This window comes from Streptomyces sp. NPDC050439, from assembly GCF_040655335.1.
Classification (GTDB): Bacteria; Actinomycetota; Actinomycetes; order Streptomycetales; family Streptomycetaceae; genus Streptomyces.
Window position 1 is genome coordinate 45550 of sequence record NZ_JBFAJT010000003.1, and the last position, 16194, is coordinate 61743.

At 72.8% G+C, this 16194-nt stretch carries 19 protein-coding genes; 7 read left to right on the forward strand and 12 right to left on the reverse strand.

All coding sequences use genetic code 11. From position 1 onward, the window contains the following. Positions 1-87 precede the first annotated feature (87 nt). From AB0I66_RS13275 to AB0I66_RS13285, 3 genes are all read left to right on the forward strand, one after another. Entirely contained in the window at positions 88-321 is a 234-nt protein-coding gene (locus tag AB0I66_RS13275; protein WP_135331724.1) for a hypothetical protein, read from the forward strand. 91 nt (positions 322-412) lie between these two features. Next, a complete protein-coding gene (locus AB0I66_RS13280) occupies positions 413-1207 on the forward strand; it encodes an SURF1 family protein (RefSeq protein ID WP_363208660.1) in 795 nt (264 codons plus the stop codon). A 42-nt stretch (positions 1208-1249) separates the two neighbouring features. Further along, entirely contained in the window at positions 1250-2005 is a 756-nt protein-coding gene (locus AB0I66_RS13285; RefSeq protein WP_363207944.1) for an SDR family oxidoreductase, read from the forward strand. Positions 2006-2032: 27 nt separating this feature from the next. Here AB0I66_RS13285 and amaP read toward each other — a convergent pair whose 3' ends face one another. From amaP to AB0I66_RS13310, 5 genes are read right to left on the reverse strand one after another with little or no spacing between them, the layout of a single operon-like run. Continuing rightward, entirely contained in the window at positions 2033-2611 is a 579-nt protein-coding gene (gene amaP / locus AB0I66_RS13290) for an alkaline shock response membrane anchor protein AmaP (protein WP_363207945.1), read from the reverse strand. Positions 2612-2616: 5 nt separating this feature from the next. After that, positions 2617-3303, reverse strand: a complete 687-nt coding sequence (locus tag AB0I66_RS13295; RefSeq protein ID WP_363207946.1) for a DUF6286 domain-containing protein — start codon at positions 3301-3303, stop codon at positions 2617-2619. Continuing rightward, positions 3300-3644, reverse strand: coding sequence for a hypothetical protein (locus tag AB0I66_RS13300; RefSeq protein ID WP_363207947.1), 345 nt, complete (start codon positions 3642-3644; stop codon positions 3300-3302). Before AB0I66_RS13300 ends, AB0I66_RS13295 begins: the two co-directional genes overlap by 4 nt. 3 nt (positions 3645-3647) lie before the next feature. Beyond that, positions 3648-3836 carry a hypothetical protein gene (locus AB0I66_RS13305; RefSeq protein WP_249590721.1) on the reverse strand — a complete coding sequence of 63 codons (189 nt, stop codon included), beginning with the start codon at positions 3834-3836 and terminating at the stop codon, positions 3648-3650. Positions 3837-3878: 42 nt separating this feature from the next. Continuing rightward, positions 3879-4373, reverse strand: a complete 495-nt coding sequence (locus AB0I66_RS13310; RefSeq protein WP_363207948.1) for an Asp23/Gls24 family envelope stress response protein — start codon at positions 4371-4373, stop codon at positions 3879-3881. Between the two features lie 93 nt (positions 4374-4466). Here AB0I66_RS13310 and AB0I66_RS13315 point away from each other — a divergent pair, with 93 nt between their 5' ends. Then, complete coding sequence (locus tag AB0I66_RS13315) at positions 4467-5204, forward strand: nucleopolyhedrovirus P10 family protein (protein ID WP_363207949.1); 738 nt, start codon at positions 4467-4469, stop codon at positions 5202-5204. Between the two features lie 17 nt (positions 5205-5221). Here the strand turns inward: AB0I66_RS13315 and AB0I66_RS13320 are convergent, their stop codons facing one another. From AB0I66_RS13320 to AB0I66_RS13335, 4 genes are all read right to left on the reverse strand, one after another. After that, positions 5222-6034, reverse strand: a complete 813-nt coding sequence (locus AB0I66_RS13320) for an enoyl-CoA hydratase/isomerase family protein (protein ID WP_363207950.1) — start codon at positions 6032-6034, stop codon at positions 5222-5224. A gap of 134 nt (positions 6035-6168) precedes the next feature. Next, positions 6169-6390 (reverse strand): helix-turn-helix domain-containing protein, encoded by a 222-nt coding sequence (locus AB0I66_RS13325; RefSeq protein WP_055550175.1) that lies wholly within the window; start codon positions 6388-6390, stop codon positions 6169-6171. A gap of 371 nt (positions 6391-6761) precedes the next feature. Continuing rightward, entirely contained in the window at positions 6762-8360 is a 1599-nt protein-coding gene (locus tag AB0I66_RS13330) for an ABC-F family ATP-binding cassette domain-containing protein (RefSeq protein ID WP_363207951.1), read from the reverse strand. Positions 8361-8455: 95 nt separating this feature from the next. Continuing rightward, positions 8456-9241 carry a hypothetical protein gene (locus AB0I66_RS13335; RefSeq protein WP_363207952.1) on the reverse strand — a complete coding sequence of 262 codons (786 nt, stop codon included), beginning with the start codon at positions 9239-9241 and terminating at the stop codon, positions 8456-8458. Between the two features lie 265 nt (positions 9242-9506). On the opposite strand from AB0I66_RS13335, the gene AB0I66_RS13340 reads away from it, so the two are divergent. After that, on the forward strand, positions 9507-10397 hold the full coding sequence (locus AB0I66_RS13340) for a neutral zinc metallopeptidase (protein ID WP_363207953.1): 891 nt from the start codon (positions 9507-9509) through the stop codon (positions 10395-10397). Positions 10398-10413: 16 nt separating this feature from the next. Here AB0I66_RS13340 and AB0I66_RS13345 read toward each other — a convergent pair whose 3' ends face one another. The 3 genes from AB0I66_RS13345 to AB0I66_RS13355 form a co-directional block, all read right to left on the reverse strand. Continuing rightward, positions 10414-11745: a hypothetical protein gene (locus tag AB0I66_RS13345; RefSeq protein WP_363207954.1), complete on the reverse strand. Its 1332-nt coding sequence runs from the start codon at positions 11743-11745 to the stop codon at positions 10414-10416. A gap of 208 nt (positions 11746-11953) precedes the next feature. Continuing rightward, positions 11954-13090, reverse strand: a complete 1137-nt coding sequence (locus AB0I66_RS13350; RefSeq protein ID WP_363207955.1) for an alpha/beta fold hydrolase — start codon at positions 13088-13090, stop codon at positions 11954-11956. Positions 13091-13181: 91 nt separating this feature from the next. After that, entirely contained in the window at positions 13182-13859 is a 678-nt protein-coding gene (locus AB0I66_RS13355) for a class II aldolase/adducin family protein (RefSeq protein ID WP_363207956.1), read from the reverse strand. 116 nt (positions 13860-13975) lie between these two features. Here AB0I66_RS13355 and AB0I66_RS13360 point away from each other — a divergent pair, with 116 nt between their 5' ends. After that, entirely contained in the window at positions 13976-14716 is a 741-nt protein-coding gene (locus tag AB0I66_RS13360; RefSeq protein WP_363207957.1) for a lysozyme, read from the forward strand. Positions 14717-14907: 191 nt separating this feature from the next. After that, a complete protein-coding gene (locus AB0I66_RS13365; protein WP_363207958.1) occupies positions 14908-16182 on the forward strand; it encodes an inorganic phosphate transporter in 1275 nt (424 codons plus the stop codon). The last annotated feature ends 12 nt before the right edge of the window (positions 16183-16194 follow it).

A 16194-nucleotide genomic window follows, 5' to 3' on the forward strand; every position in this document is an offset into this window, starting at 1 on the left:
GCCCGCGGGCGTCAGACGGGTGAATTGTCGGCCCGGCGCCCGCCTGCTTGCTCGCTTGCGGGCGCCCCGCGTCCCACCCTGTGGCGCATGGCACGTTGCGAGGTCTGCGGAAACGACTACGGCATGTCGTTCGAGGTGCACGCGCAAGGCGCGGTGCACGTCTTCGACTGCTTCTCCTGCGCCATTCACCGCATGGCGCCCATCTGTGAGCACTGCCGCTGCCGGATCATCGGCCAGGGCGTGGAGGCCGACGGGCAGTGGTACTGCGGTGCGCACTGCTCGCGGGCGGAGGGGCAGGTGGGCATCGTCGACAGGGTGTGACCCGGGCCCTGCGCACCCCACGGCCCGCCCCGGCCCCGTTCCGGAGTACCCCACCCCCGTGCACCCCACGACCGAGTTGTACCGTCGTGGGGTGTACCGCTTCCTGTTGTCCCGGCAGTGGGTGATCCTCACCCTCATCGGCCTCGTTCTCATCCCCACGATGATCGAGCTGGGCTTCTGGCAGTTGCACCGCCACGAGCACCGCGTCGCCCAGAACGCGGAGATCTCCAAGGCCCTGGACGCCCAACCGGTGCCGGCCGAGCGGCTGACCTCGCCCGGACACTCCGTTGCGGACTCCGAGCGCTACCGCCGGGTGACCGCGCACGGCACGTACGACACGAAGGACGAGGTCGTCGTGCGGCGCCGCACGAACGCCGACGAGGAGATCGGGTTCCACGTCCTGACCCCGTTCGTCCTCGACGACGGCAAGGTCCTCCTCGTCAACCGTGGCTGGATCCCGGCGAACGGACCGCAGACCGCGTTCCCCAAGGTCCCCGCCGCGCCCAGGGGCGAGATCACCGTCACCGGCCGCCTGATGGCCGACGAGACGTCCGCGCAGAGCGGCATCAAGGACGTCCAGGGGCTGCCGGACCGTCAGATCATGCTGATCAGCAGCGGCCAGCAGGCGCACAGCCTCGGCAAGGAAGTCCTCGGCGGCTACGTCGAACTGACCTCGCCCGAGCCCGCCGACGGTTCCCCGCAGCTGATCGGCGAGCCGGAGCACGGCGACATCGGCCCGCACATGGCGTACGCCGTCCAGTGGTGGCTGTTCTGTTCGGGCGTGCCCATCGGCTGGGTGGTCCTGGTGCGCAGGGAGGTTCGGGACCGCCGCGCGGCTGCCGCGGAGACGGCGCCCGCCACCGAGTCGACGCCGGCCGCCGTCTAGCGGGCCTCGCGTTCCACGGCCGGTACGCGGCAGGATAGGGCCATGGATCTTGGACTGAAGGACCGCGTCTACGTCATCACCGGTGCCACCCGGGGCCTGGGCAACGCCGCCGCGCGTGCGCTGGTCGCGGACGGCGCGAAGGTACTGATCACCGGCCGGGACGAGAAGACCGTCGCCGAGGCGGCGACCGAGCTCGGCGACAACGCCCGGGGTGTCGCGGCGGACAACGCCGATCCGGCCGTCGCGAGCCGGCTGATCTCCGCCGCGCGCGAGCACTTCGGCCGCTTCGACGGTGTGCTGATCAGCGTCGGCGGGCCCGCGCCCGGTTTCGCCGCCGACAACACGGACGAGCAGTGGACGTCGGCCTTCGAGTCCGTGTTCCTCGGGGCGGTACGTCTGGCCCGTTCCGCGGCGGCGGAGCTCGGCGAGGGCGGCGTCATCGGCTTCGTCCTCTCCGCATCGGTGCACGAACCGATCCCGGGGCTCACCATCTCCAACGGGCTGCGGCCCGGCCTCGCGGGCTTCGCGAAGTCGCTCTCGGACGAGCTCGGCCCCCGGGGCATCCGCGTCGTGGGGCTGCTTCCGTCCCGTATCGACACGGACCGGGTGCGGCAGCTCGACGGGCTCTCCGCGGACCCCGAGGCGACGCGCGCGGGCCACGAGTCGCGCATCCCGCTGCGGCGTTACGGCACCCCGGAGGAGTTCGGCCGCACGGCGGCGTTCTTCCTCTCGCCCGCCGCCTCCTACCTGACGGGCGTCATGCTGCCGGTGGACGGCGGGGCACGGCACGGGTTCTAGCCGCCGGGAGGGACCACTCGACCGAGCTCAACTGACCCGCTCGGCCCGGTGCTTCACCGCCCGCAATTGCACCACCGCGGGCAGCCGGGCCAGGCCGGCCGAGTCCCTGGCGTGCGTCAGCGCCTCCGTGGAGAGCCGGTGCAGCGCCTCGCCGGGCGTCGCCTGCGGCTCAAGAAGCAGCGACACCCGCGCCTCGGGGGCGTTGCGGCGGCCTGTCAGGGAAACCCCGGCCCGCTGCACGCCCTCCAGCGACTCCGCCTCCCCCACGAGTACGCTCTCCAGGGCCCGCCCCCGCAGCAGAGCGCCCTCGCCGTCCCCGGTCTCCACCAGCACCTCGGCCAGCCTGCGCCGCCGCAGCTGCGCCACCAGCCACCACAGGGCGAGCAGCAGAAGCACCGCGAGCACGGCGATCACCGTGGGCCAGAACCAGCCCTCGTCCCGCCACCGCGACCGGTCCGCGTCGCTCACCAGGACGTCACGCCTGCCGTCGTGGACCCACCACGACGGCGGCGACGCCCCGAGCCCGATCGCGAGGACCGAGCCGCCCCCGACCACGAGCACCAGGCCGACCAGGCCGAGCACCACACGGTTGACCGTCTTCAGCATCGCGCTCAGCCCTTCCTGCCAGGCCGTGCCACCCGGACGGTGAGCGCGGGGCCGCGGGCGAGGCCCAGGTCCCGGATGCCGTCGGCCAGCGTGGTGTCCAAGTCGCTTCGTACGTCGTCGAGTTCACGGAAGTGCGAGACCGCGTGCACGTCCACCTTCGAGCGCGTCATGCGGACCCGCACCGACTGCACCCCCGACACGTCCATCGCCCGGTCCCGCAGCACCATCGCGGCGGCGCCCCGGTGCAGCCCCGCCCGTACGTCCGCGTCCCCGCGCCGCATGGCGAGCACCGCCCGGAGCCCGGGGGTCGCGGCGAGCACGAGCAGCCAGATCCCGGCGGCCGCGGCGACCCCGGCGCCGATGAGGACCGCCGTGTCGTCCAGGGGCCGCTCGCCGAGTTCGCGGGAGAGGACGCGCCGCCAGCCCATGGCCGAGTGCCCGGCCCGCACCGCGGCGATGTCGTACAGCAAGAGCCCCGCGCCGCCGAGGATCAGCAGGGCGAGGACGGCGGCGGGCACGCGCCGCGGTGACCAGAAGCGGGTCGCCTTCGTCTCGTCGGCCAGGGTGGGCGGCGGGTCGTAGGACGCCGCGGAGGCCGACTGGTCGAGCTCGCTCTCGGCGCGTTCGACGACGGGCAGCGGCTGCGTGCCGCCACCCCCGCCGGCGCCCTGAGGCCCCTGAGCCTGGCTCATCGCGTCCTCCCCTGCGCCGCGGCGCGCACGTGTGCCGAGTGCAGCCGCTCGACCTGGACCGCGACCTCGGGCACTTCCATCCCCGCCAACGCCTTTACCCGCTGGGCGACTTGGCGACGCACCGCGCCGCACTGCCCGCCGATGTCCGAGGGGTAGTCCAGTTCGACGCTGACCCGGACGCGGGCGACGTCATGGCGCACGGTGACGGTCGCGTGCGGCGGCGAGCAGTCCGCGGGCAGCTCCGTCAGCGCCTCGCGTGCCGCCTGTGCCGCGATCTTCGCGACGACCCGGTCGGCGATCTGGGTCGCGCCGCGCTCACCGGGCCCGACCTGTGCCGCCACCGCTCACCGCCGCCGGTCGTCGCCACGGGTACGGAAGAAGTCGCCGAGCTCCAGGTCCCCCTCGAGGAACCGGCCCGCGACAAACCCTATGGCGCCCAACGCGGCCACCAGCAAGAACGCCCCGAACCCGCCGAAGTACCCGGCGAAGCCGAGCGCCATTCCGGCCACCATGCCGATCACGGCCATGCTCATCGTGCGCTCCTTAGCAAGACGCGGCTGGGGTACTGGGGCATGTCACTGAAGGCGGCCTTGGGGCTCGTCGTCTTCCTCGTCCGGGAGCTTCACGTCGCTCACCGCGATGTTGACCTCGACGACCTCCAGGCCGGTCATGCGCTCGACGGCCCCGATGACGTTCTCCCGCACGTCGCGCGCGACGTCCGCGATCGACACCCCGTACTCGACGACGATCTCCAGGTCGAGTGCCGTCTGCACCTCGCCGACCTCGGCCTTCACGCCGCGCGACACGGACTTGGAGCCCGAACCGCCGGGCACCCGGTCGCGTACGGCCCCGAAGGTCCTGGCGAGTCCGCCGCCCATCGCGTGCACGCCGTCGACGTCGCGGGCGGCGAGCCCGGCGATCTTCTCGACGACACCGTCCGCGATGGTGGTGCGCCCCCGGGTGGCGGGGTCGCCGCCGCCCCGCTTGGTCGTGCCGCTCTTCCCCGCCTCGTCGGTGGACTCCTTCGCGAGGGTCCCCTGAGGCAGGTTCCGCTGTCCGGTGTCGGTCATCGCCGTCCGTCCCTTTCGAAAGGGGATCTACTCCTTCGCCCACACTAAGTGCGGTTCCGTCCGCGCGCGCCAGGGATGGGGCAGGCTGGGGCAATGACGGGTGACGGATGGACCGAGGCGGTACGGCGACAGCTCGGCCTGGGGCGGGTTCTCCCCCTGGGCGGTCCGGGTGACGGCTCCTGGCTGACCGAGGCGTGCGCGGACGGGGTACTGCGCCATGCGGCGGAGGGGGTGAGCGGCGTACGTCTGGGGGCCCTGCGGCTGGCGCTCGCCGATCCGTCGCGGGCGGCGGACCCCGCCGTGCCCGCGCCGCCGAGCGCGCTGCTGCCGGGACCGCTGCGGATCACGGCGGAATTCGCGGCCGAGCCGAGCGAGCCGCTTCCCGCGGCGGCGGACCGGCTCCGGACGGCGCTGTTCACTGCGGCCCATGAGCGGCTCGGCCTGGTGGTCGCGGAGGTGGACCTCAGCGTGACGACACTCCTCGACGCGGGGCAGGCCCCCGTGGAGGTGTCGGCGCAGTCGGAAAAGACGCCGCGGGACGGGGCGCAGCCGGCCCCCGGGAGCGGCGACGAGGCACGCGTGGCGAACGCCGTCCTCGAAGTGCCGGGCGTACGGCGGCTGACCGGCGCCCTGGGCTTCGGGCGCGCGGTCCACCTCGCCGAGTCCCCGGCAGCGGACGCCGCTCTTCCGCGTCGCCACGCGCGCGTGGAGCTGGCGACGGACCGCGAACACCGCGCCCTGGACGTGGCGCTCGCGGTCCGCGCGGTGGTCGGTGACGCCCTGACGGACCACCCGTCGGTGGCGGTCCTGATCACGGCGGTCGAGGAGTGAGCTGCGGTCGGGAACGCCTAGTCGCCGAGGCCCGCCAGATCCCTCAGGCGACGGCCCTGCGCGGCACGCTCCGCGGTGCGCTGCTCCTCGTACGTACGACCGGCGACGCCCTGGAGGAGGGCCTTGGTCTCGATGACGGCGTCGCGCGGCGCGGTGAGCAGCGCGGCCGCCAGGTCGCTCACGGACGCGTCGAGCTGGTCGGCGGGCACGACGAGGTTGGCCAGGCCCACGCGCTCGGCCTCGGGGGCGTGGACGAACCGCCCGGTGGCGCAGATCTCCAGCGCGCGGGCGTAGCCGACGAGCCCCACGAGGGGATGCGTGCCGGTGAGGTCGGGCACCAGGCCCAGGCTGGTCTCGCGCATGGCGAACTGCACGTCGTCCGCGGCGATCCGCAGGTCACAGGCGAGCGCGAGCTGGAAGCCCGCACCGATGGCATGCCCCTGGACGGCAGCGATGGACACGATGTCGCTGCGCCGCCACCAGGTGAACGCCTCCTGGTACTCGGCGATCGTCGCGTCGAGGACGTCGTCGTCGCCGCGCGCCAGATCAATGAAGGACGGCTCGCCGTCGAAGCCCTCGGGCGTGAACGCCTGGCGGTCGAGGCCCGCGGAGAAGGACTTGCCCTCACCGCGGAGCACGACGACACGGACACTGCCCGGCAACATCCGACCTGCCTCGGCCAACGCCCTCCACAGCGCGGGAGATTGGGCGTTGCGCTTGGCCGGGTTGGCCAGCGTCACCGTGGCGACGGCCTCGTCGACAGTCAGGCGTACGCCGTCCTTGTCGAGTACCGGTGCGGATCCGCCGAGTTCACTGCCGGGCGAAACCATGGGAGCCTCCGATGGTGGTGTGCAGTCGGTGCGGACGCGCGGACGCGCCCGTAAGTGACTGCACAGTAAACACCCGGCCGATCAGGCGATCGGCCGGGTGGCCACCGTCGAAGCCGGTGAACCGCCCGCAGCCGTCAGCCGGCTGCGGCCTTCTTGCCTCGCGTCGCCCCGCCGCGTCCCCGCAGCGTGACTCCGGACTCGCTGAGCATGCGGTGCACGAAGCCGTACGAACGGCCGGTCTCCTCGGCCAACGCCCGGATGCTCGCACCGCCGTCGTACTTCTTCTTCAGGTCTGCCGCGAGCTTGTCGCGCGCGGCGCCGGTTACCCGGCTGCCCTTCTTCAGAGTCTCGGCCACCCGTGCCTCCTCATGGGAAGTGCGCTCTGGACTTCTCATGATCACCCCTCCTGGGCTTCCTGGCCACCCATTCGGCAAGGTCCGTACGACGAGGTTTCCCGCCGGGGAAGGCGGCACCACGAGCGGAATGAACGATTCCGCGTACGGAATTCCGTGCCGCCGAATGGGTTGGGGACCGAAGTGCCAGGTCAGCGCGGTGGCGGACGAAGGCCTTGTCCGATGCCGCGCCCACCCCAAAAATCCGTGTACCCCACACTTCGGTACGAGGAGAGCTCACACAGATGAAGGATCACGGCTCGGCCGAATGATCCATACGCTGTGGATCAGTTATTCGATCAACCAAGGTGGACGCCGCACGGGGGCCCCGCGGATCAGGCGAGCGCGACCAGATCCGCGTAGTCCTGGCCCCACAGGTCCTCGATGCCGTCGGGCAGCAGGATGATCCGCTCCGGCTGGAGCGCGTCCACCGCGCCCTCGTCGTGCGTGACGAGGACGACCGCGCCCTTGTAGGTGCGCAGGGCGCCGAGGATCTCCTCGCGGCTCGCCGGGTCGAGGTTGTTCGTGGGCTCGTCGAGGAGCAGCACGTTGGCGGAGGAGACCACCAGGGTGGCGAGCGCCAGACGGGTCTTCTCGCCGCCGGACAGGACGCCCGCGGGCTTGTCGACGTCGTCGCCGGAGAAGAGGAACGAGCCGAGCGTCTTGCGCACCGCGACGAGGTCGAGGTCGGGGGCGGCCGAGCGCATGTTCTCCAGGACCGTGCGCTCGGGGTCCAGGGTCTCGTGCTCCTGGGCGTAGTACCCGAGCTTGAGGCCGTGGCCCTCGATGACCTGCCCGGTGTCGGGCTTCTCGGCGCCGCCGAGGAGCCGCAGGAGCGTGGTCTTGCCCGCGCCGTTGAGGCCGAGGATGACGACGCGCGAGCCCTTGTCGATGGCGAGGTCGACGTCCGTGAAGATTTCGAGCGAGCCGTACGACTTCGAGAGGCCCTCGGCCATCAGCGGGGTCTTGCCGCAGGGCGAGGGGTCGGGGAAGCGCAGCTTGGCGACCTTGTCGCTCTGGCGCACCTCGTCCAGACCGGCGAGGAGCTTGTCGGCACGCTTGGCCATGTTCTGCGCGGCGACGGTCTTGGTGGCCTTGGCGCGCATCTTGTCGGCCTGCGAGTGGAGCTGGGAGGCCTTCTTCTCGGCGTTCTGCCGCTCGCGCTTGCGGCGCTTCTCGTCGGACTCGCGCTGCTGCTGGTAGAGCCGCCAGCCCATGTTGTAGACGTCGATCTGGGCGCGGTTGGCGTCCAGGTAGAAGACCTTGTTCACGACCGTCTCGACCAGGTCGACGTCGTGGGAGATCACGATGAAGCCGCCGCGGTAGGACTTGAGGTAGTCCCGGAGCCAGACGATGGAGTCGGCGTCGAGGTGGTTCGTCGGCTCGTCCAGGAGCAGGGTGTCGGCATCCGAGAAGAGGATGCGGGCCAGCTCGACGCGGCGGCGCTGACCACCGGAGAGCGTGTGCAGGGGCTGGCCGAGCACACGGTCGGGGAGGCTGAGCGCGGCGGCGATGGTGGCGGCCTCGGCCTCGGCGGCGTACCCGCCCTTGGTGAGGAACTCCGTCTCCTGGCGCTCGTACTGCTTCATCGCCTTGTCGCGCGTGCCGCCGGTGCCGGTGGCGATGCGCTGTTCGTTCTCGCGCATCTTGCGGATGAGGGTGTCGAGGCCGCGGGCGGAGAGGATGCGGTCGCGGGCGAGCACGTCCAGGTCGCCGGTGCGCGGGTCCTGCGGGAGGTAGCCGACCTCGCCGGAGCGGCTGATCGTGCCGCCGGCCGGCATGCCCTCACCGGCGAGGCACTTGGTGAGCGTGGTCTTGCCCGCTCCGTTGCGTCCCACCAGGCCGATGCGGTCGCCCTTGGCGATACGGAAGGTGGCGTTCTCGATGAGGATGCGGGCGCCGGCGCGCAGCTCGATGCCGGAAGCGGTGATCACGGACAGACTCCTGGGCAGGGGTGGGTATGGACGGCGGAAGGACTGAAGGCGATCACGCCGTCTAATGCACGAGGAGAATGGCCATGCGGCCAATTCTAACGGGGCGGTGCAACAGCTTTTCCTGCCCGGGTTCGTACGTCGTCCGAGGCGCCGCCCGGCAGTTCGTTGCCCAGGGGCGTGCGCCGGGGCACGATCCGGCCGAGGTCGTCCACGGCGATCAGCTGCGAGGTCCACGGTGTCGCGGCGTCGCCGCAGGGCTGGGCGACCATCAGGGCCTGCCCGCGGCGGGCGGAGCGGGCGGGCTCGAAGGCGCAGCCGTCGTACGCGGGCAGCACCCAGCGCAGGTCGCCGTCAGCGCTGCGGTAGGCGGCGATGCGGTGCGGGGTGATGACGGCGAGCATGCGGCCGCGGGGGTCCAGCGGCTGGAGGACCCCGGCGGCGCCCCGGGCGGCGGGAGAGCGCAGCCAGGACGCGCTGCCGGGGATGGCGCGGTGCCAGCGGACGGCGCTGCCGTCGGCGCGCACGGTGTCGGTGACCATGCCGTCGCTCCAGAGCGCCACGGCGTGCCCGGGGACGGGCAGCAGCGCGAGCGGGCGTTCTCCCGCACGGCTGTAGGTCCAGCGGGGGCGCCCGGTCGCCGGGTCGTACGCCTGGACGGCGCGGCCCCTGGTGCGGAGCTCGGGGGCCGGTGCGCCGCCGTCCACGCGCGCGTGGACGGTGAGGTGGTCTCCGTAGGGGGCGGGTCGCGAGTGGTGGGCCGCGGTGATGAGCGGCAGGGCCAGCAGGCCGAGGATCACCGGGAGGGCGAGGCGGGAGCCACGGCGGGCGGGCGCCGGTCTCACGGGCCCGCATCCGGACACCTCGAACGGCACTACGGACACGCACGCCCCCCTCTTCGGCACATCTGCCGCTCTTCGGCACATCCGCCGGTACCTCTGCCCGTGGGACAGGCGCAGAGCGTAGCGGCGGTGTCACCGTGCGGCCCCGGGCGACGGCCGCGACACGTCGCACCGGGCGGCGAGCGTCCCCCGTTCGGACCTCCGTCCGGCGCCGCGCAGGGTGGGGCATACCAGGATGAAGACGCCGACATCTCGGCACAGGGCGGCGCGACGCCGTCCCGGATGCGAGGCAGAGGGTGGTGCGCCCATGCAGTTCGACGACGACGCCGATCTGGACACGTCCGAGGTACAGGACGTGCGGGGCAGCCGGATCCCCGGCGGCAAGGCGACGGTCGGCGGCGGCGTCGCGGGCCTGATCGCGCTGCTCCTCGGCCTGTTCTTCGGTGTCGGACCCGACCAGCTCGGCCTCTCCTCCGGCGACGAGGAGCCGGCCGCCACCTCCTCGTCCCTCGCGCAGGTGCAGCAGAGCTGCCGTACGGGGGAGGACGCGAACGCCAAGGACGACTGCCGCATGGTCGCCGTGGTCAACAGCGTCCAGGACTACTGGCGCCCCGAGTTCCGCCGCAGGGAGGGGAGCTACTCCCCCGCGCCGACCGTCCTCTACTCCAGCCGGGTGGGCACGGCCTGCGGCGCCGCGTCGTCGGCGGTCGGCCCGTTCTACTGCCCCGGCGACCGGAAGGTCTATCTGGACCTGGGCTTCTTCGACGAGCTGCGGACCAAGTTCGGCTCCAGCGGCGGCCCCTTCGCGCAGGCCTACGTAGTGGCGCACGAGTACGGGCACCACGTGCAGAACCTGATGGGGACGCTGCAGCGCTCCCAGGACGGGCGCACGGGACAGAACAGCAACGCCGTGAAGGTGGAGCTGCAGGCCGACTGCTACGCGGGCGTCTGGGCGCGGCACGCGACCCGTACCCCCGACGACAGGACGGGCAAGCCGCTGATCACCAGCCTCACCGACGCCGACATCCGCGAGGGCCTGGACGCGGCGGCCGCCGTGGGCGACGACCGCATCCAGGAGAAGTTCCAGGGCCGGGTCACCCCCGAGTCCTGGACGCACGGCTCGGCCGAGCAGCGCCAGCAGTGGTTCTACCAGGGCTACCGGACCGGCGACATGGCGCAGTGCAACACCTTCCGGTGAGCCGCGGGCCCGGGTCTCAGGAGCCGCCGGTGTGCACCTGGAAGGCCGCCCTGCGCACGGCCTTGGCGAGCGCGGGGTCCGGGTGGGCCGCGGCGAGGGCGACCAGGACCTGGACCGTGCGGGGGTGGCCGATGCGGCGCACCTCGTCCAGGAGCGCGGGCACCGTGGGCTGCACCGCGGACTCCAGGTGGCGTACGAGGAGGTGGGTCTCCCCGTGGTCGGCGACGGCTGCGGCGGTGTCCACCCACAGCCACGTCGACTCGTCCCGCGTCAGGACGAGGTGGACGTCCTCGGGGTCGGCGCCCTCCTGCTCGGCCAGCCAGATCAGGGCGTAGGGCCGCAGCGGGGTCTCGTCCACGACGGCCCGCACCTCCGCCTCGGCCGGGGCGCCGACCACCCGCAGGGCCTCGAAGGCGAGGCCGCGCAGGAGGGCGTCCTCGCCACGGGCGGCGTCCAGGAGCTCGGTGACGGCGCTGCCGACGGGCCGGGCGGCGAGCCAGGCGCGGTACTCGGAGCGGGCCGCGTTCGGGCGCAGGCGCGCGCAGCCGCGGAGCATGTCCTCGGCGGCCTGCTCGATGTTGCCCGCCGGGCTCTGCGCGGCCACGCAGATCTGCTCCAGCTTGACCCAGACCGCCCAGCTGCCGAGCGGCGTGAGCGTGGCCTGCCCTTCGGCGTACGTCAGCGCGCCGACGGCGGCCAGGCCGCGCAGCGCCCAGTCCAGGAGGGTGGCCAGGGCCGGGGTCTCGGCCGGGTCGACCGGCTCCGGCTCGGGCTGCGGGCCGTAGGGGATCTCGCAGCGTTCCGTGCGCAGTTCGGTCACGCGCTGGTCGAGGAGGTCGAGGAGCTGCGGGACGGGCACGGGGCCCGCGGAGAGCTGCAGCAGGGTGAGGAGCTGCGGCATGGCCTCGACGGTCTCGGCCACGGTGGCGGGCGCCAGCTCGCGCGAGGCCGCGTGCGTGAGCGACCAGGCGTCGAAGAGGGCGACCCAGCCGCGCAGCACGGCGGCGTCGTCACGGTCCCAGGCACGCAGCCGCCAGCCGGGGCGCGCGCTGTCGCCGTGCACCTCGATGAGTCCCGCGAGCCGTGCGGTGTCCCAGTCGGCACGGACCTGATCCGGGGTCAGTGCCAGCTCGGCGGCGGCGCGTTCGGCGGTGGCGGCGGAGAGGGTGCCCTTGCCGTCGGGCGTCGGCCCTCCGCGGCTTGGCCCCGGGCGCAGGGACGCGTCGGCCCAGCGCGCGACCCGCACGGCGTCGGCGAGGCGCTTGCGTGCCATCCGGGCCAGCTCGCCGGGGGCGGGTGTGCCCTCGGGAGGCCGGGGCGCGGGACGGCGCGCACGCTGCTGCGTCATTGCGCCGGGGGCGGTCAGGGGTCGCGCTGTGCCCCGCTCCACCCCCGCTCGCCTCTCGGCCCTGGGGGACTGAGCGCGGACGAGTCGGAGCCTTGAGTCGCGCGGGATACGGGACGTCACGGGAGCAGTCTTCCTGTTGACGGTCCGAAAACCCAAACGGAATGCTTGCGCAAGGCTCCGGAGCGCTGCCCCAGGGGGCTTTCGCGCGCTACATGAGGGGCGTGAGGAAGCGCCGCAGCGCCTCTTCGTAGCCCGCGGGGTCGGCGTTCCACATGGCGCCGTGGGGTGCATCCGGAACGGTGTGGAGAGTGACCAGTTCGGGCCGCCTGTCGGCCAGTTGACGGGAGAGCCCCCAGGGGGCGATCACGTCGTCGGGGCCGTGGAAGAGGAGCGTGGGGACCTTGAGCACCCCGGGGTCGGCGGCCTCCAGAATGCGGTCGCCGCGCAGGCCCGTGCGGCCCTGGGCGGCGCGCACCGCGAGCGGCAGGAGGGCGCCCGGCGTGCGGCGGGCCGCGGCGAGCGCGCGCAGGGTGGTCTCCCAGTTCAGCACCGGGGAGTCGAGGACGAGTCCGCTGATCCGGTCGCGCAGGGCGGAGTACGCGGCGGCGTGCAGGGCCATGGCGCCGCCGGTGGACCAGCCGTGCAGGATCACGTTCCGGGCTCCGTTGCGCACGGCGTAGCGGATGGCGGCGTCCAGGTCGCGCCACTCGGTCTCGCCGAGGTGGCCGAGGCCGTCCGGGGAGCGGGGTGCGCCGAGGTCGCCCCGGTAGGCGAGGTCGAGCACCGGGAACTGCTGGTGGTGCAGGAAGTCCATGACGACCATGGGGTGCTCGCGGGTGGTCCCGAGGCCGTGCACGGTGATCACCCAGGTGTCCCGGATGCCCGGCACGAACCAGGCGGGCAGGCCGCCGAGTTCGCCGGGGATGTCGACGTCCGCGTGGTCGATGTCCAGGGCGGCGTGCGGGTCGCCGATGTGGACCTGCGGGGTGAGCCAGACCTTCGCCCCGGGTTCCAGGGAGCCGTGCGTGACGCGCTCGAGGCGGCGTACGACGGTGTCCGCCGCGTGCGGCGCGGCGTCCAGGACGGGGCCGATCACGGCATGGCTGCCGTTGCCGCTGAGGCCGTACGTGCCCGGGCGCAGGCTCGCGAGGGCACGGGTCAGGGTGATCTGGCCGGCGGCCGTGGAGTGGACCGTGAGGCGGGGCTCGGTCGGCAGCGGCCGGCCGGCCGGAGCCTTCAGGGCCGCGTTGCTGGCGAACCGGCCCGCGGCGACGGCGGCTGCGCCGCCCACGAGGGCGGTGGTGACGGCGGTGACGGCCGTTGCCGTCGCTTTGGCTTGGCGCACCTGCCCAGTGTCCGGCCCTGGCCCGCCTTGGGCCAGTGGGCGGGGCCCGCGGGGTGATGTCACTTGGCCCGCGGAGCCGCACGGCGATGCGTCACCGTTGGCCGTAGCCCCGCAGCCTGTCCTCGACTTCCCTCAGCTGGCCCGTGGACAGGAGGGTCGGGGCGTGGCCGGGGACGGAGCTCGCCGTGAGCCAGAGGCGTGCCATCCACTCCAGCTGCGCCGTGCGGTCGTACGCCTGGTCCAGGGTGTCCCCGTAGGTGACGGTCCCGTGGTTCTGCAGCAGGCAGCCCGAGCGGTCCCTGAGGGCCCGCAGCATGTTCTCGGCCAACTCGTCCGAGCCGTAGGGCGCGTACCGGGCGACGCGGACCGGGCCGCCGAGGGCGGCCGTCATGTAGTGGATGGGCGGGAGCTCCGGGACGAGGGTGGAGACGGCGGTCGCGTGCACCGCGTGGGTGTGGACCACGGCTCCGGCGTACGTGGTGCGGTAGACGGCGAGGTGCATGGGCAGTTCGCTGGTCGGGGTGAGGTCGCCGAAGAGCCGGTTGCCGTCCGTGTCGACGCCGATGGCGTCCCGCGGGGTCAGGCGGTCGTACGGCACGCCGCTCGGGGTGACCAGGATCGTGCCGCCGACGCGCACCGAGACGTTGCCCGACGTGCCGACGACCAGGCCGTCCGTCACCGTCCTGCGGGCCGTCGCCACCAGCTCGTCCCAGGCCCGCTCGATCGCGTCGTGCCGGACCTCGCCCCGCTCTTTCCGCTGCTCCGTCATGCCGTGATCCTGCCAGCAGCGGCGCCGACACGGGCCGGCCCGCGGTCGACCGGTGTGCGGCGGACTTCCACTAACCTCTGGGTGATTTGTCCCGCACGTCGCCATCCGGGGGAAATATGGCCCGTGACCGCACACCGTCCCACCGTCGCGCCCGCGTCATCGCGGCCTCCGTGACGGCTCTGGCCCTCGGGGCCGCCGCCCTCGCCGAGATTCCGGTTTCGGCTGCGGGCAAGCCGCGAGGACACGACGTCTCCTCGCACCAGAAGAACGTCGACTGGCAGCAGGCCAGGAGCAAGGGCGCGCAGTTCGTCTACGTGAAGGCCACCGAGTCCCACACGTACCGCAGCCCCTCCTTCCGGCGGCAGTACGACGGCTCCCGCGCGGCGGGCCTCCTCCGCGGCGCGTACCACTTCGCACTGCCGGACAAGTCCTCGGGCAGGAGGCAGGCCGCGTACTTCATGGAGCACGGAGGGCGCTGGCGGGCGGACGGCCGGACGCTGCCGCCCGCGCTCGACATCGAGCACAATCCGTACGGGCCACGAAAGTGCTACGGCCTCGGCAGCGCCCGCATGGTCGACTGGATCAAGGCCTTCAGCGGCGAGGTGAAGCGGCAGACGGGCCGGCGTCCGGTGATCTACACGACCACCAAGTGGTGGAACGCCTGCACGGGCGGCAGCCGGGTCTTCGGATCGGATCACGCGCTGTGGCTGGCGCGCTGGGCGTCGACGCCGGGAGCGCTGCCCAAGGGCTGGTCGCGCCTGACCGTCTGGCAGCACGACAACGCCGGCGCGCTGCCGGGTGATCAGAATCTCTTCAACGGCTCGGCGAACACGTTGCGGAGCTTCGCCCGTGGGTAGCCGGGTACCTCGGGGAGCCCTGATTCCGGGCCTTGTGACGCCCCTCAGGGCGATCGTCGCCGGCGCCCCGGAAGAACCGGAGTGGCGGTGCCCCGCATTGGGTCACCGCACGGCCCGACCCAGTTCACTTTCCGTTCACTCAGCTTGCCTACGTTCCACTTGCCACTGACGTCCAACAGAAGCCTGGGTAAATGGAACACATCACGCTTCTCCTCGGGATCGTGATCGTTACCGCTCTCGTGTTCGACTTCACGAACGGTTTCCACGACACGGCCAACGCGATGGCGACCACCATCTCGACTGGCGCTCTCAAGCCCAAGACGGCGGTGGCCATGTCCGCCGTGCTGAATCTCGTCGGCGCTTTCCTCTCCGTCGAGGTCGCCAAGACGATCTCCGGAGGGATCGTCAACGAGGACGGACTGAAGACAGAGGTGATCTTCGCGGCGCTCGTCGGCGCGATCCTCTGGAATCTGCTGACCTGGCTGGTGGGCCTGCCCTCCAGCTCCTCCCACGCACTCTTCGGCGGCCTCATCGGCGCCGCGGTCATGTCGATGGGCTGGTCGTCGATCGACGGCGGCACCGTCGTGACCAAGATCCTGCTCCCCGCGATCGCCGCGCCCCTGGTGGCCGGTCTCGCCGCGACGCTGGCCACGCGCCTGACGTACCGCATCGGGCGCAACACCGAGACCAAGGCGACCGCCAAGGGCTACCGCGTCGGCCAGATCGCCTCCGCGGGCCTCGTCTCGCTGGCCCACGGCACGAACGACGCGCAGAAGACCATGGGCATCATCACGCTCGCCCTGGTCACCGGCGGTGTCCTGAACCCGGGCGCCAACCCCCCGATGTGGGTCATCGTCTCGGCCGGTGTCGCCATCGCGCTCGGCACCTACCTCGGCGGCTGGCGCATCATCCGCACCATGGGCAAGGGCCTCACCGACCTCCAGCCGCAGCAGGGCTTCGCCGCCCAGACCAGCGCAGCGACGGTCATCCTGGCCTCCTCGCACCTGGGCTTCTCGCTCTCCACCACCCAGTCCTGCTCCGGCGCCGTGATGGGCGCGGGCCTCGGCCGCAAGGGCGGCGTCGTCCGCTGGTCCACGGCGACCCGCATGTTCGTCGCCTGGGGCCTGACGCTGCCGGCCGCCGGTCTGGTCGGCGCGGGCGCGGAGTTCCTCACCAAGCAGGGCCCCTGGGGCGTCGCGGTGACCGCCGCGCTCCTCGTGGCCGGCTCGGCCGTGATCTGGGTGCTCTCCCGGCGCAACGCCGTCGACCACACGAACGTCGCCGACGACGAGATCGGCGGCCCCGCCGCCGACGAGCCCGCCGGCGTCGTGACCACCGCGATGGCCGCCGTCACACCGCCCCCCACCGGGTCGGCCGTGGCGAACGCGGACGTCGACTTCGTCAAGGCCACCATCGCGGCCCCGACCAGCACCGTGGCGGACCCCGCCCGGCCCGCCACGGTGTAAGGAAGAGTCAGC

What these genes read in the sequence shown, in the direction of transcription:
- AB0I66_RS13275 (WP_135331724.1), top strand. Translation starts at nt 88, where the DNA reads ATGGCACGTTGCGAGGTCTGCGGAAACGACTACGGCATGTCGTTCGAG.
- AB0I66_RS13285 (WP_363207944.1), top strand. Translation starts at nt 1,250, where the DNA reads ATGGATCTTGGACTGAAGGACCGCGTCTACGTCATCACCGGTGCCACC.
- amaP (WP_363207945.1), bottom strand. Translation starts at nt 2,611, where the DNA reads ATGCTGAAGACGGTCAACCGTGTGGTGCTCGGCCTGGTCGGCCTGGTG.
- AB0I66_RS13295 (WP_363207946.1), bottom strand. Translation starts at nt 3,303, where the DNA reads ATGAGCCAGGCTCAGGGGCCTCAGGGCGCCGGCGGGGGTGGCGGCACG.
- AB0I66_RS13305 (WP_249590721.1), bottom strand. Translation starts at nt 3,836, where the DNA reads ATGAGCATGGCCGTGATCGGCATGGTGGCCGGAATGGCGCTCGGCTTC.
- AB0I66_RS13310 (WP_363207948.1), bottom strand. Translation starts at nt 4,373, where the DNA reads ATGACCGACACCGGACAGCGGAACCTGCCTCAGGGGACCCTCGCGAAG.
- AB0I66_RS13315 (WP_363207949.1), top strand. Translation starts at nt 4,467, where the DNA reads ATGACGGGTGACGGATGGACCGAGGCGGTACGGCGACAGCTCGGCCTG.
- AB0I66_RS13320 (WP_363207950.1), bottom strand. Translation starts at nt 6,034, where the DNA reads ATGGTTTCGCCCGGCAGTGAACTCGGCGGATCCGCACCGGTACTCGAC.
- AB0I66_RS13340 (WP_363207953.1), top strand. Translation starts at nt 9,507, where the DNA reads ATGCAGTTCGACGACGACGCCGATCTGGACACGTCCGAGGTACAGGAC.
- AB0I66_RS13345 (WP_363207954.1), bottom strand. Translation starts at nt 11,745, where the DNA reads ATGACGCAGCAGCGTGCGCGCCGTCCCGCGCCCCGGCCTCCCGAGGGC.
- AB0I66_RS13355 (WP_363207956.1), bottom strand. Translation starts at nt 13,859, where the DNA reads ATGACGGAGCAGCGGAAAGAGCGGGGCGAGGTCCGGCACGACGCGATC.
- AB0I66_RS13360 (WP_363207957.1), top strand. Translation starts at nt 13,976, where the DNA reads ATGGCCCGTGACCGCACACCGTCCCACCGTCGCGCCCGCGTCATCGCG.
- AB0I66_RS13365 (WP_363207958.1), top strand. Translation starts at nt 14,908, where the DNA reads ATGGAACACATCACGCTTCTCCTCGGGATCGTGATCGTTACCGCTCTC.